The organism is Burkholderia stabilis, assembly GCF_001742165.1.
Classification (GTDB): domain Bacteria; phylum Pseudomonadota; class Gammaproteobacteria; order Burkholderiales; family Burkholderiaceae; genus Burkholderia; species Burkholderia stabilis.
This window is the reverse complement of the sequence record NZ_CP016443.1, coordinates 2446344-2459621: the sequence shown is the minus strand read 5'-3', so window position 1 is coordinate 2459621 and position 13278 is coordinate 2446344. Positions and strand designations below refer to the sequence as shown.

8 protein-coding genes and 1 pseudogene are annotated in these 13278 nt (G+C 64.6%); 5 read left to right on the top strand and 4 right to left on the bottom strand.

Annotation, left to right across the window (positions count from 1 at the left end; translation table 11 throughout):
- Positions 1-47: 47 nt before the first annotated feature.
- Positions 48-860 (top strand): annotated as a pseudogene (locus tag BBJ41_RS28830) (LysR family transcriptional regulator); the annotation flags it as partial.
- Between the two features lie 321 nt (positions 861-1181).
- Here BBJ41_RS28830 and BBJ41_RS28825 read toward each other — a convergent pair.
- Positions 1182-2348 carry a Fic family protein gene (locus BBJ41_RS28825; protein WP_069749593.1) on the bottom strand — a complete coding sequence of 389 codons (1167 nt, stop codon included), beginning with the start codon at positions 2346-2348 and terminating at the stop codon, positions 1182-1184.
- A 242-nt stretch (positions 2349-2590) separates the two neighbouring features.
- Complete coding sequence (gene leuA, locus BBJ41_RS28820; RefSeq protein WP_069750415.1) at positions 2591-4300, bottom strand: 2-isopropylmalate synthase; 1710 nt, start codon at positions 4298-4300, stop codon at positions 2591-2593.
- 946 nt (positions 4301-5246) lie between these two features.
- Between leuA and BBJ41_RS28815 the strand changes: the two genes are divergently transcribed.
- The 3 genes from BBJ41_RS28815 (at position 5247) to BBJ41_RS28805 (ending at position 8161) form a co-directional block, all read left to right on the top strand.
- The gene (locus BBJ41_RS28815) at positions 5247-5636 is read left to right on the top strand and encodes a fucose-binding lectin II (protein ID WP_069749592.1); all 390 of its coding nucleotides are present in this window, start codon (positions 5247-5249) and stop codon (positions 5634-5636) included.
- A gap of 128 nt (positions 5637-5764) precedes the next feature.
- On the top strand, positions 5765-6598 hold the full coding sequence (locus tag BBJ41_RS28810) for a fucose-binding lectin II (RefSeq protein ID WP_069749591.1): 834 nt from the start codon (positions 5765-5767) through the stop codon (positions 6596-6598).
- Positions 6599-6955: 357 nt separating this feature from the next.
- Positions 6956-8161 carry an NAD(P)/FAD-dependent oxidoreductase gene (locus BBJ41_RS28805; RefSeq protein WP_069749590.1) on the top strand — a complete coding sequence of 402 codons (1206 nt, stop codon included), beginning with the start codon at positions 6956-6958 and terminating at the stop codon, positions 8159-8161.
- Between the two features lie 69 nt (positions 8162-8230).
- Here BBJ41_RS28805 and BBJ41_RS28800 read toward each other — a convergent pair whose 3' ends face one another.
- A complete protein-coding gene (locus BBJ41_RS28800) occupies positions 8231-8752 on the bottom strand; it encodes an RrF2 family transcriptional regulator (RefSeq protein ID WP_069749589.1) in 522 nt (173 codons plus the stop codon).
- Positions 8753-8919: 167 nt separating this feature from the next.
- Here BBJ41_RS28800 and BBJ41_RS28795 point away from each other — a divergent pair, with 167 nt between their 5' ends.
- Positions 8920-9759, top strand: a complete 840-nt coding sequence (locus tag BBJ41_RS28795) for an AraC family transcriptional regulator (protein WP_069749588.1) — start codon at positions 8920-8922, stop codon at positions 9757-9759.
- A gap of 110 nt (positions 9760-9869) precedes the next feature.
- Here the strand turns inward: BBJ41_RS28795 and BBJ41_RS28790 are convergent, their stop codons facing one another.
- Entirely contained in the window at positions 9870-13169 is a 3300-nt protein-coding gene (locus BBJ41_RS28790) for an autotransporter outer membrane beta-barrel domain-containing protein (protein WP_069749587.1), read from the bottom strand.
- Positions 13170-13278: the final 109 nt, after the last annotated feature.

Sequence of the window (13278 nt, the reverse complement as noted above, 5' to 3'; positions counted from 1 at the left end):
GGCCGCTCGTTACAGTAACGGCATCGCCCGACACTCGCGTCACGCCGATGGATCTGATTCAAAGCATGCAGGTTTTCGTCACGCTCGCCGATGCGGGCACCTTCACCGAAACCGGCAGACGGCTCGACATCACGACCGCGCAGGTCAGCCGGATGATCGCGTCGCTCGAAACGCATCTCGGCATCCGGCTGCTGAACCGCACGACGCGTTCGATGTGCCTGACCGAAGCCGGCGAACGCTATCTGGTCCGCGCGCGCGACATCACGCTCGCGGTCGACGCAAGCGAACGCGAAGCGCGCGGCGCACGGCTGCATCCGCACGGACGGCTGCGCGCGCATTGCAGCGCCAGCATCGCGAACCACTTCGTGATTCCGCTCGTCGCGCGCTTCCAGGCGCGCTATCTAGACGTCAGCGTCGACCTGACGCTCGCGCCGCATCTGCCGGACCTGATCCGCTACAGCTACGACGTCGCGATCATCGCGATGCCGAGCCTGCCGAGCTCCGACCAGGTTGCGATCGACGTCGGCCGGATCGGCAGCCTGCTGTGCGCGTCGCCCGCGTACGTCGCGCGCCACGGCCTGCCCGACACGCCGCGCGCGCTCGCGCATCACCGCTGCGTGCAACTGGTCGCGCCCGCGTATCAGGAGCGCGAATGGACGCTGACGAATGGAGTCGCCCCGGAGACGATCGCGTTCGAGCCCGCGATGACGGCCGACGTCGCCGCGTCGCTCGCGATCGCGGTGCGTGAAGGTGCGGGAATCGGTTTGCTGCCGGCGTTCGTCGCGGCGGACGATCTGCGTTCAGGCGCGCTGGTGCGCGTGCTGCCCGATTACCGCGCGGAAGACGTGGGGGTGTTTCTGGTGTATCCGTCGCGCCGGCATATCGACGCGAAGACACGCGCGTGGGTGGATTTCATGAAGGTGGAACTGCGCGACGCGCTGGCCGCGCAGCACGGCGACAGTGACGACGATCGCGATGCGGCCGCGCCGGCCCCCGCCGACGCGACCGTCACCGCGTCGCTTACGCGACGGCCTTCACCGCGGGCTGCGCGGCAAAAAACGTCGCCTGCGCCGCTTCGTCCGCGCGCACATACGCGCGGTTGACGCCGCTGATCACCGCGCGAAAGCTGGCGGTGACGCGCGGCGCCGTCGCACCGCTGGCTTGCGCAACGGTTTGACGTATCAATGTCGCGCAACGCCAGAAAGCTGATCGGAGACAAAGCCGTTATCGGCAAGCGCCTGCAATACACCCCGTAGCAGAAAGCTGTTTGTGAAGCCGGCCATATACGTGCGTGCGCCCTCGGCAAGCGGCTGAAGCATCTGGCGCTCAACGAGCTTCTTGATTTGATACGTCCGTTGAGTAGAAGACATGCCCGGCAATGCGTCAGCGAGATCCGCCGACTTTACTTCACCGAGCTTCACCGCTTTCAGCAACACGCCATACTCTAATGGTGTGATTAGACGACGCTCGCGAGCATAAGCAAGGGCCGGTTCCAGGATATAGCGGGTTAAGTAGTCAAAATCCGCCAACCGGTCCACCTTCTTGAGTTCATCCAAAATGCCCTCGAGAACGTAAACGCACCATACCTCGAGCCCCTCGTTCGTTCCCGCGTCCGCCTCCGCAAGCATGGCGTAGTAACGCTCGCGGTCATTACAGAAGACCGCTGTCGGATTGAGGATGCGATCACCGCCGGAGTGAACTCGAAACCCGTACTTGATCAGCATTGCATGCGTCAATAACCGCACGACTCGACCGTTACCATTCGAGAACGGATGTATCCAGCCAAAGCGATGATGTGCAAGCGCGACCTTCATCAAGTCATATTTGGGTGGATCGTCGCCATTGATGAAATCGACGAGTTCGTCGATGTACTCTGGTACAGCGATATGTTCGGGGGGAATATGGTTCGACTTGCTGATGCGTACTGGCCCCGTCCGAAATGCGCCGGGCGTGCGGTCGCCTTCTCGCTCAAGATCCGAGACCGCAATGTGATGCAACTCGCGAATAAAAGAGGCCGTGATGGGTGTCTCACGATTCACCGCATCCTCGGCGAATGCCATCGCCCTCTCGATGTTGGCGATTTCTTTCAGGTGATCACTGGCACTTGCCGTACCTTCGATCCGGCTCTCGACATAGTCCGCGAGCGTCGTGTTGTTCCCCTCGATCCGTGCCGACCCCAGGCTCTCCATGATGTGGAAGATGCTCTTCATCTGGTAGTACAGCGCTGGGGGCGTCGTGCCCGATATCTGCAACCTTCTGAGATGCTCCAGTTCGGTCAATACGTCAACCAACGGGGAATCGAAACCAGGGTTCAGCACTCGCAGGTTATGGTGGACAAATGTAAGCATGATTCACTTTACGTTATCTAGACTTCACATGATAAGGAAGTGTATCACTTGCCCGCAAACGCCCGTGTAGCAAGGGTCACATTAATTGGGGCCAGCAAATTATGTTGAATCCCCCTTCACGCCTTTGTGCAAATTCGAGCTCCACGATCGGAAACCGCCTTGAGGCAACGCGGGCCACATAGCGACGACATCGATGCCCGCGGCCGCGCCGGACCCCGCCGGCGCGACCGTCACCGCGTCGCTTACGCGACGGCCTTCACCGCGGGCTGCGCGGCAAAAAACGTCGCCTGCGCCGCTTCGTCCGCGCGCACATACGCGCGGTTGACGCCGCTGATCACCGCGCGGATCGACGCGGTGGTCAGGTTCGCGTCGATGCCCACGCCGAACGCGCTGCCTCGCACGCCCGACCCGGCCAGTTCCGCGATCGCGATCGCCTTCGCATCCGCGCCCTGCGACAACGCGCGTTCCTCGTAGTGCTGAATCTTCAGCGGCGTGCGCAGCGCGTGCATCAGCGCGTCGAGCGGACCGTTGCCTTCGCCGCGCAGCACGCGGCGCTCGCCGTGCACGTCGGCGGTCAGCACGATCGTCTCGCGGCCGTCGCGCTCCGACAGTTCATGGCCGACATAGTGCAGCGGCGCATCGCCTTCCACGTACTCCTGCTGGAACAGCGACCAGATCTGCGCGCTCGACACTTCGTGTCCGCTGTCGTCGGTCAGGCGCTGCACGGCCGCGCTGAAATCGACCTGCAGGCGGCGCGGCAACGCAACGCCATAACCCTGTTCGAGCAGGTACGCGATGCCGCCCTTGCCCGACTGGCTGTTCACGCGAATGATCGAATCATAAGTACGGCCGAGATCGCTCGGATCGATCGGCAAGTACGGCATTTCCCACACGGCGTCGGGGCGCTGCACCGCGAAGCCTTTCTTGATCGCATCCTGGTGCGAGCCGGAGAACGCGGTGAACACCAGGTCGCCGACGTACGGATGACGCGGATGGATCGGCAACTGCGTGCATTCCTCGGCCGTGCGCGCGATTTCGTTGATCTGCGAGAAATCGAGGCCCGGATCGACGCCCTGCGTGTACAGGTTCAGCGCGAGCGTAACGAGATCGACGTTGCCGGTACGCTCGCCGTTGCCGAACAGGCAGCCCTCGATCCGGTCCGCGCCGGCCATCACCGCGAGTTCGGCCGCCGCGACCGCGGTGCCGCGATCGTTGTGCGGATGCACCGACACGATCAGCGCATCGCGCCGCGCGAGGTTGCGGTGCATCCATTCGACCTGGTCCGCGTAGAAGTTCGGCGAGCCGACTTCGACGGTGGCCGGCAGGTTCACGATCGCCTTGTGCTCGGGCGTCGGCTGCCATACGTCGAATACGGCGTCGCAGACTTCCTTCGCGAAGTCGAGCTCGGTCGCCGTGAAGGTTTCCGGGCTGTATTGCAGCGTGAAATGCGTATCGGTCGCGGCGTCGGCGAAGCGCTTGATCGTGCGCGCCGCGTTCACCGCGAGCTGCTTCACGCCGTCGCGATCGAGCCCGAACACGATCTTGCGGAATTCCGGCGCGGTCGCGTTGTACAGGTGCACGATCGCGCGCTTCGCGCCGCGCAGCGAGTCGAAAGTGCGCTCGATCAGGTCGTCGCGCGCCTGCGTCAACACCTCGATCGTCACGTCGTCGGGAATGTGGCCGCCTTCGATCAGTTCGCGCACGAAGTTGAAGTCGGTTTCCGACGCCGACGGGAACGCCACCTCGATCTCCTTGAAACCGATCGCGACCAGCGTCTTGAACATCCGCATCTTGCGCGTCGCGTCCATCGGCTCGAACAGCGACTGGTTGCCGTCGCGCAGGTCGGTGCTCATCCAGATCGGCGCTTGCGTGATCGTGCGCGACGGCCACATCCGGTTCGGCAGGTTGACGGGCGTAAACGGTCGGTACTTCGTCGCAGGGTTCTTCAGCATCATGATGTTCGGTCCTCGGTCGGTTTGTCGGGAAACCGCGGCGCGGCGGCCCCCCGGAGCGGAGGCCGGCTGCGCGCGCAGCGGTCGAAGCGGTAAAAACGGCACAACGGCAAAGCGGTACGGCAAACGACAGCCTTGGCGGTTGAGCGACCGGGACGGAGCAGAGCGATACGGAGAAAAGACGAACTCAGGCGCCGGTCGACAACCGGGGCCAGGTCAGTGATACGGGGGAAATCTGGCGCTTCAGGAAAGAAGCAGATGGAAAGCGCGCAGCCGCAGACCCAGCCCGGAAGAACGGGCTAGTAGTCGTAGCGAGAAGAGGGACTGGGCGGCTTGCATGGCCGGAATCAGATCACAGTGCGCCGGGGCTGTCAACGGGTCGTTGACGGGACAGGCCCCCGTCGCGCGACGGCGCAGCCGCCAGAATCAGTCCAGTCCGATAGGCGGCGGTCTGTCGCGCCGATATGCTTCACGGGTGCGGCGCCGGTGGAGTCCTGTTCACGTTCGGAGTGAGTCAACGATCTTCGCCGGTTGCCGCACCCCTTCCCTTTGCGATCGGGCTTCGGTGCAGGCGTTCGACGGTGGCCGGTGGGCGCGGCCATGACAGAGATGCTGATGTTGAAACAACACGCTGCCATATGCGAGCGCCGAACACCTGCTCCGAAGCCCGATTGCCCCCCGCCTCTCCCGAACCGCTTGCGCGGCCGCGCATCATTCAAGATAACGATACGTGTCTCGATATAATTTTCCAAATATATCGAAATACACTTGATTAAACATACTCCATTAAATCAACCTCCCATCATTTTCGATTTATCAAACAATAATCGAATCAAGACGAATATTTTCTTATTTATTTTTCGACATGCTTTCCGAACCGCGTTTCAAACGACAAACGTTTGCGCAACGCGGCGAGACGCCTTACCACTGTTCTTCAGGAGGAAGCATGGCCGATTCTCAAACGTCATCCAATCGCGCCGGCGAATTTTCGATTCCGCCGAATACTGATTTCCGCGCGATTTTCTTCGCGAATGCCGCCGAACAACAGCACATCAAGCTGTTTATCGGCGACAACAAGGAACCCGCCGCTTATCACAAGCTGACCACGCGCGACGGTACGCGCGAAGCCACGCTGAATTCCGGCAACGGCAAGATCCGCTTCGAAGTGACGGTGAACGGCAAGCCGTCGGCCACCGACGCGCGCCTCGCGCCGATCAACGGCAAGAAGTCGGACGGTTCGCCGTACACGGTCAACTTCGGGATCGTCGTGTCGGAAGACGGCCACGACAGCGACTACAACGACGGCATCGTCGTGCTGCAGTGGCCGATCGGCTGATCGGCTAGCCGATCGCTCCATCGATCCGCTCACGACCGCCGGGCAGCCGCCTGTCGCGCCGCCCGGCGGTCCTGCATCGCATCGAAAAGCAACGCAATCGAAACCCGTTTCGCTTCCAGGAGACCACGATGCCCATCCTTTCGGCTTCGATCACCAGCGCGCCTGTCGTGACGTCCGAGACTTACGTCGACATCCCCGGCCTGTATCTCGATCTCGCGAAAGAAAACATTCGCGACGGCAAGCTGCTGGTCACGCTCAACGTGCCGACGCCGTACGCCACCGGCAACAATTTTCCCGGCATCTATTTCGTCATTACGACCAACAAGGGGATCGTCGCGGACGGCGCGTTCTCGTACTTCTCCAAGGTGCCGGAGAATCCGAGCCGCACGCCGTTCACGCTCGTCGTCGCCATCGACGCTGCCGACGGCCACACGTTCGTGAAAGGCCAGTGGAAAAGCGTGCGCGGCAGCGCGATGCACATCGATTCGTTCGCGAGCCTTTCCGCGATCGGTGAAACGGCCGCGCCATCGTCGTCGCAAGGCGGCGGGAATCAGGGCGCCGAAGCAGGCGGCGGCAATGGAACCGGCAACGCCGGCAACATCGGCGGCGGCGGCGAACGCGACGGCACGTTCAACCTGCCGGCCAACATCAAGTTCGGCGTGACCGCGCTCGCGAACGCGGCGAACGAGCAGACGATCGACATCTACATCGACGACAACCCGAAGCCGGCCGCGACGTTCAAGGGCGCCGGCACGCACGACGAGAACCTCGGCACGAAGGTGCTCGACTCCGGCAAGGGACGCGTGCGCGTGATCGTGACGGTGAACGGCAAACCGTCGCGCCTCGGCTCGCGGCAGGTCGACATCTTCAAGAAGTCGTTCTTCGGGATCGTCGGGTCGGAAGACGGCACCGACGACGACTACAACGACGGCATCGTGTTCCTGAACTGGCCGCTCGGTTAAGTCACACCATCCCGCCGGTCATCGCCACGCCGCCCGGCGTGGCGATGTGCTTTGGCGCGTCGTACCGGCCTATCCGGATGTCTCCCGCCTCCGCGACACATCGGCGCAGCCGGCGCCACGCTGCAAGCCTGCGATACATGCCTGGCCACGGTCCGATCGCCTTCGTAGCGATGCGGCTTCCCGTTCCCGACACTGCCTCTCGACGGGTCGCTCCCCGATATTTCGCCGACTCGTTTCCAACACGGGACTTGCGCTCCATAACTACGACTCATAGAATCGTAGTTATGGAGCGCATCGATGCGGCAGGTGAGGTCGGTGTGCGATCAACCTCACGCATCAATCAACCGGAGTGGAACAGTGGCACAGCGGATTCTTGTTATCGGGGCCGGCTTCGCCGGCATGTGGAGTGCATTGAGCGCGGCACGCTTGCTCGACGCACACGGCCGAACCGACGTGGAGATCATCGTGGTCGCGCCCGATGCGCATCTGCATGTTCGCCCACGCCTTTACGAGGATGGCCCGGCGAATTTCCGCGCGCCGCTCGGCGAGATCTTCGACGCGGTGGGCGTGAAGTTCGTCCAGGGCACGGTCGAGCACATCGACGTGGCGCGCCGGGCCGTCGACGTGCTGGGCTCCGACGGGCACGCGTCGACGCTCGACTACGACCGTCTCGTGCTGGCAACCGGCAGCCGCCTGTTCCGTCCGGCGATTCCGGGTCTGGCCGAGCACACGTTCAGCGTCGATCAGACCGACGAAGCCGTCACACTCGAAACGCATATTCGCGATCTCGCGCGGCAGCCGGCGTCGACCGCGCGCAATACGGTCGTGGTGGCGGGCGGCGGATTCACGGGCATCGAGACGGCGGCGGAAATGCCGGCTCGCGTGCGCGCCGCGCTGGGCGAGCACGCGGACGTGCGCGTCGTGATCGTCGAGCGCAACGACGCCATCGGCCCCGATCTCGGTGCGGGTCCGCGCCCCGTCATCGAGGAGGCGCTGCGCACGCTCGGCGTGACGTGGAAACTCGGGTCCGGTGTCGCGTCGGTCGACGCAGGCGGCATCACGACGGCGGACGGCGAACGGCTCGAATCGAGCACCGTGATCTGGACGGCCGGCCTGCGCGCGAGCGCACTGACCGAACAGATTCCCGGCCGCCGCGACGCAACGGGACGCCTGCATGTCGATCGCAGTCTCGCGGTCGACGGCGTGCCGGGCGTCTATGCGACGGGCGACGTCGCGTATGCGGCAACCGATGAAGCGGGCAACCACACGATGATGTCCTGCCAGCACGCGATGAACCTGGGCCGTTCCGCCGGGCACAACGCGGCGGCCGATCTGCTGGGTCTCGAACGGATTCCGTACAGCCAGCCGAAGTATGTGACGTGCCTGGATCTCGGCCCGTGGGGCGCGGTTTATACGGAAGGTTGGGATCGCGAAGTGAAGTTGACGGGTGCGGAAGCGAAGAAACTCAAGCACCAGATCAATTCGGAGTGGATCTATCCGCCGCGTGCAGATCGCGCGGAAGCGCTGGCAGCCGCGGATCCGTTGCGAATCGTCGTCGCCTGAGCGATACGCCTGCGGCGATGATGCGCCGAGTGCGCCGGACGCGCCGCGCGTGTTGTCGTCCGGTGCGAATCAGCGCTCGCCGCCGCGGCTCGCCGCGCGATCGGCAAACCAGCCGACCACCTTGGGGCCGTAACCGGCCGGCGCTTTCGACCACGCGCGCTCGGCGAGATCGGCGAGCGACTGCTTTTTGAGTTCGTCGCGCATCGCCTGTTCCGCCGCCTGCATCACTGCATGAATCGAACAGGTGCCGCGCGTGGCCCACGCGGGCGCGTCGCCTTCGAACACTGCACACTGGCCGCGCACCTCGCGGCAGTCGAACAGCCGCTTGTCGCCGTCGATCGCTTCGACGACATCCTGCACGGAGATGTCGCGTGCCGGCTTCGCCAGCGTAAAGCCGCCGCGAATGCCCTCGCTGGACACGACGATCCCGGCCTTCGCGAGACGCGTGAACAGCTTCGCCGCGTAATCGACGGATACGCCCTGCATCTCGGCCAGATCGCGCACGCTCGCGTCGCGCACGCCCGTGGAAGTGTCGGCAAGGTAGAGCAGGCAATGCAGGCCATACTCGACGCCGGTGCTGATGAACGACATGCTATTGCGACTCGGAGTATCGGAGTTGCGAGCGTAGCGCAGGTCGGCGACAAAGTCATCCGTCGCGTCGTGTGTTCCGGCACCTGCCGATGGAAGCTGCGCAAGAACGATCAAATGCCCCCGCCACCGATACCATATAGTCCACCCGACACCCTCACTGGCACGCTATGAACCCGGTTGGAAAAGCGCTTTGGTTTATCGAAACCGAACTGAACAGGGAACTGACGCTCGACAGGATTTCCGCCGGTTGCGACATGACGCGCTTCGGCTTTTCGCGCCTGTTCTCGATGAATACCGGCTGGCCGGTGATGCGCTACGTCCGGTCGAGGCGGCTGACGCGCGCGGCGCGGGCACTGGCGCAAGGCGCGCCCGACATCCTTCACGTGGCGCTCGATGCCGGATATGGCTCCCATGAGGCGTTTACGCGCGCCTTCCGCGATCTCTTCGGCGTCACGCCCGAAGAAGTGCGGGCACGGCGCACTCTCGACGGGTTGTCTCTTGTGGAGCCGTTACGCATGAAAGAGCTGAAAATCATCGCCGTTGCACCGTCACGTTTCGAAGCCAGCGAAAAGCGGCTGATCGCGGGCATGAGCAGCCGGTATACGTTTGATACCAATGAAGGGATTCCGGCGCTCTGGCAAGCCTTTGTTCCGTATATCGGCAACATACCGGGCCAGGTCAGCGACGTCACTTACGGCGTGTGCTGCAACCCGGACGCAGATGGCAGCTTCGAGTACATCGCGGGCGTGGAAGTCACGCATCGCGACCGGGTGCCCGCTCCATTGCGTTGTGTCGAACTCGAACCGCAACGTTATGCGGTTTTCGAACACAGCGGGCACATCTCCACGCTTTACCAGACCTTTTACAGCATCTGGAACGGATGGCTGCCGGCGTCGGGATTCAAGGCCGTGGACGCGCCCGAGTTCGAGCGCTACAGCGCGGACTACGATCCGGCCACGAGCGCCGGCGTGCTCGAGATCTGGTTGCCGATAGAAGATGCGCAGTGATTCGCCCGCGCGGGAACGGATCGCGTGGCGAATCCGCTCAGCGCAACGAACCGGTCGGCCGCGACGACGTGCGCCGCGCCCGATCGATCAACGCATCATCGCCATCGACATCACCACGCCCAGCGCACGCCCGCATTCCCGGTAATCGTGCGCTGATGCTCGCCGCCGAGGTTCGTCAGGTAGCTGACCGTCGCATACACGCTGCCGCGCTTCGTCAACTGCGCGACGAGCCCCGCGCCGATCTGCCCGGCCGTTTGACCAACCTGCGTGCCGATCGTCGTCGTGCCGCCGAACGTCGTTTTGTCGTCGGCGCCGAACGAGCGCAGCACGTTCACGCGCAGGTACGGCTTCCAGCTCACGCCGTTCGAATCGAACGCATATTGCAGCCGCGCGCCGATCCGGCCGAGGAACGTGTTGCCGTTGTTCCATCCAATGCTCGACACGCCGTCGTTGAAGCGATCGAGCGACAGCCATTGCCACACGAGCTGCGCCTGCGGCTCGAGCGTCAGCCCGTAGCCGAGCGCGATCGGCAGCCCCGCCTCGACCGAACCGGTGAACGCATTGCCGTTCGTCGAGCCGTTCACGTTGTCGTTCGAATGCGTGCGCACGGTCAGTGCGCTGCCCATCAGCACGGCATCCGTGTACCAGCCGCCCGGGCCGATATGCGTCCAGTAGCCGCCGAGGTTGTATGAATTGACCTGCAACGTGCCGACGCCCATGTCCTGCTGCGCGAGCGCGAAGCCGTTCACGTCGCCGACCGCGCGCGCGAAGCCGAGGAAGAAGCCGTAGTGGTTGCGATGGCCGCTCGCGGTGGTGTCCGCGTACAGATCCTGGCCGACCTGCATCCCCCACACCGTGCCGTCGAACGACGGCGTCACGTCGCCCTTCTGCTTGATGTTGCTGTTGCCGCCCCACACGCGCGCCCACGCTGCGGGCACCGAGCCGTTTTCGGCCAGCAGCCCCTGTTCGCCCTGCCGGTCATGGAACGTGTCGATCTGCAGCAGCCCGAGCTGGCGCGCGACAGCCGGCGCTTCCGCGTACAGCGGCACTTCGGGGCGGTAGACCGGCTCCGGATTGCCGCCCGCGCCCGCTTCGTCGACCGCATCGACGATCGATTCGGGCGTGCCTTCGCCCGGCGTGATCGGCGTCACCGGCGGCGGTGTCGGCTGGCCCGGTTCGACGACCGGCGGCTCCGGTTTCGGCGGCACCGTATTGCGCAAATACCAGCTGTCGCCGGTGCCGCTCGCCGCACCGCCTTTGGCGAGGAAGTACGAATACGCGCCGGCGCTCACCGTGCCGCCCGACAGCGTGAACGCGCCTGCGCTCGACGTCGCGCCGTTCGTTGCCTGCACGACCTGGATGCCGTCGCCCGTCGTCTGCGCACCCGCGCCGCCGACGTTCGTCACCTTCAGCGTACTCGCGCCGCTTGCCGTGCCGCCGCTGACGACCAGCTTGTCCGACGGCGCGCCGTCGCCGGCGAGCGTCGTGTTCAACGCGATCGTCGCGTTCTGGCCGACGTAGTTGCCGGCCACCGTCAGCGTGTTGCCCACGCCGCTGCCGCCGAGCTGCACGAGCCCCGCGTTCGTCAGATTGCCGTTGATCCGGAAATTGCCGGTCGCGCCGCTTGCGAGGCTCGCAAGCGCGTTGGCCACCGAGATCGTGCCGTTGTTCGTCACGTTGCCCGTGACGCTGCCGTAACCGCCGAGCGTCGCGCCCGATGCAACCGTCACCGGCCCGCCACCGCCCAGCGCCGCCGACGCGCTCGTACCGTCGCCGACGATCACGGTGCCGGCGTTCACGTTCGTGCCGCCCGCATAGCTGCTCGCGCCGTTCAGCGTCAGCGTGCCGCTGCCGAGCTTCGTCAGCGCTCCGGCGCCGGTGATGCCCTGCGTCAACGTCGAGTTGAAGCCCTGCGTATCGATCGTGCCGTTGTTCGACGTGATCGACACCGCGCGGCCCGAAGCGAGATTGAACGCGCTGCCGAGTTGCAGCGTGCCGCCGTTGAAAGCCAGGCTGCCCGACGATGCGCCGAGCGCGTTGTCGGCCGCAACCGACAGCGTGCCCTGCGTGATCGTCGTGCCGCCCGAATACGTGTTGCCGCCGGCCGCTGAAGGCGCGACCGTCAGCGTGCCCGCGCCAGTTTTTTCCACCGCGCCCGCGCCGCTGATCGTGCCCGTGTACGTGCCGGCGCTGTCCTGCTGGAAGCGCACGAGCCCGTTGTCGGTGACGGACAGCGGCAGGTTCGACGCATTCGCCTGCAGCGTCGCGCCCGCGTTGACGGTGGCGACGACGGACGCCGTCGTCGTGCCGAGCGTGCCCGTGAGGTTCAGCGTGCCGCTCTGCACCAGCGCGGTCGAGAACGTGCCGGTGCCCGCCCACGTCCAGTCGGTGCCGGCCATCGTCAGGCTCTGGAAGTTCGTGAACGCGTTCGACGCGGTGCCCGTGCCCTGCAGCGTCACGGTGTTGGTGCCGTTTCCGCCGTTCGCGATGCCGACGATCTGCGAGCCCGTCTGCAGGATCAGCGTCACGTTGCCGTTGCCGCCCTGGATCGCGGTGCCGCCGCCGCCCTGGATCAGCCCTGCGTTGGTGATCGTCGTCGCGCCGTTGGTCGAGCGCACGCCGATGCCGTTGTTGCTGATGATCTTGCCGCCGGCCTGGTTCGTGATCGTCGCGGTGAACGAGCTGCCGAGCGTGTTCGACACGACCGCGTCGACGCTGCCGCTGCTCGACGCGGTGCCGGCCGTCTGGATCGTGCCGCTGTTGACCAGCGTGTCGTTGTTGCCCTGCATGTAGACGGCCGGCGCGTCGCGGCCGTTCGACGTCAGCGTGCCGCTGTTGGTGATCGTGCCGTTGCCGCCGAGCAGCGACGCCGCGCGCGCGTTGTTGCCGGAGGTCGTCACGGTGCCGGTATTGACGAGCTGGTTGCCCGACGCGCCGGGATTGCTCTGCCCCCACGCGGCCGTCATCCCGTACGAGTTGTTGCCGGTGGTGGTAATCGAGCCGTTGTTGACGAGCGTGTTGTTGTTGCCGTTCGCGGCCATCCCGTCGTTGTACTGGCCGGTCGTCGAAATCACGCCGGTTGCGGCATTGGTGATGGTATTGCCGTTGTTCACGCCGATCAGCATCGCGCCGCGGTTCGCCACGCCCGTGCCGTTGCCGGACATCGACAGGTTGCCGTTGTTGGTGATCGCGCTCGACGTGTCGACGGAGAACGGTGTCGGCGTCGTCGTCACCACGTAGCTGCCCGTCACGGTCGAATCGAGGTTGATCGTCACGTTGGTGCTGCCGGCCGCGGCCACGACCGACGGCGCGTTGGCGCCGGAACACGTGACCGTCGTGTTGCTGCCCGGCGCGGTGGCCGAGCATGCCGCATAGGCACCCACCGGCATCGCGCCGGTCAGGATCGCCATACCACCCAAACCCAGGCTCCACACGTTTCTTTTCATCGTTCCGCTCGCATTTATTGGTGACGTTATTGCAGCAAACCGGTGTGTGAAACGGGTTATATCACCTGTCTCG

Bases quoted from the DNA above. Each gene is read 5' to 3' on its own strand.
- BBJ41_RS28825 (WP_069749593.1), bottom strand. From the start codon at position 2,348: ATGCTTACATTTGTCCACCATAACCTGCGAGTGCTGAACCCTGGTTTC.
- leuA (WP_069750415.1), bottom strand. From the start codon at position 4,300: ATGCTGAAGAACCCTGCGACGAAGTACCGACCGTTTACGCCCGTCAAC.
- BBJ41_RS28815 (WP_069749592.1), top strand. From the start codon at position 5,247: ATGGCCGATTCTCAAACGTCATCCAATCGCGCCGGCGAATTTTCGATT.
- BBJ41_RS28810 (WP_069749591.1), top strand. From the start codon at position 5,765: ATGCCCATCCTTTCGGCTTCGATCACCAGCGCGCCTGTCGTGACGTCC.
- BBJ41_RS28800 (WP_069749589.1), bottom strand. From the start codon at position 8,752: ATGTCGTTCATCAGCACCGGCGTCGAGTATGGCCTGCATTGCCTGCTC.
- BBJ41_RS28795 (WP_069749588.1), top strand. From the start codon at position 8,920: ATGAACCCGGTTGGAAAAGCGCTTTGGTTTATCGAAACCGAACTGAAC.
- BBJ41_RS28790 (WP_069749587.1), bottom strand. From the start codon at position 13,169: ATGGCGATCCTGACCGGCGCGATGCCGGTGGGTGCCTATGCGGCATGC.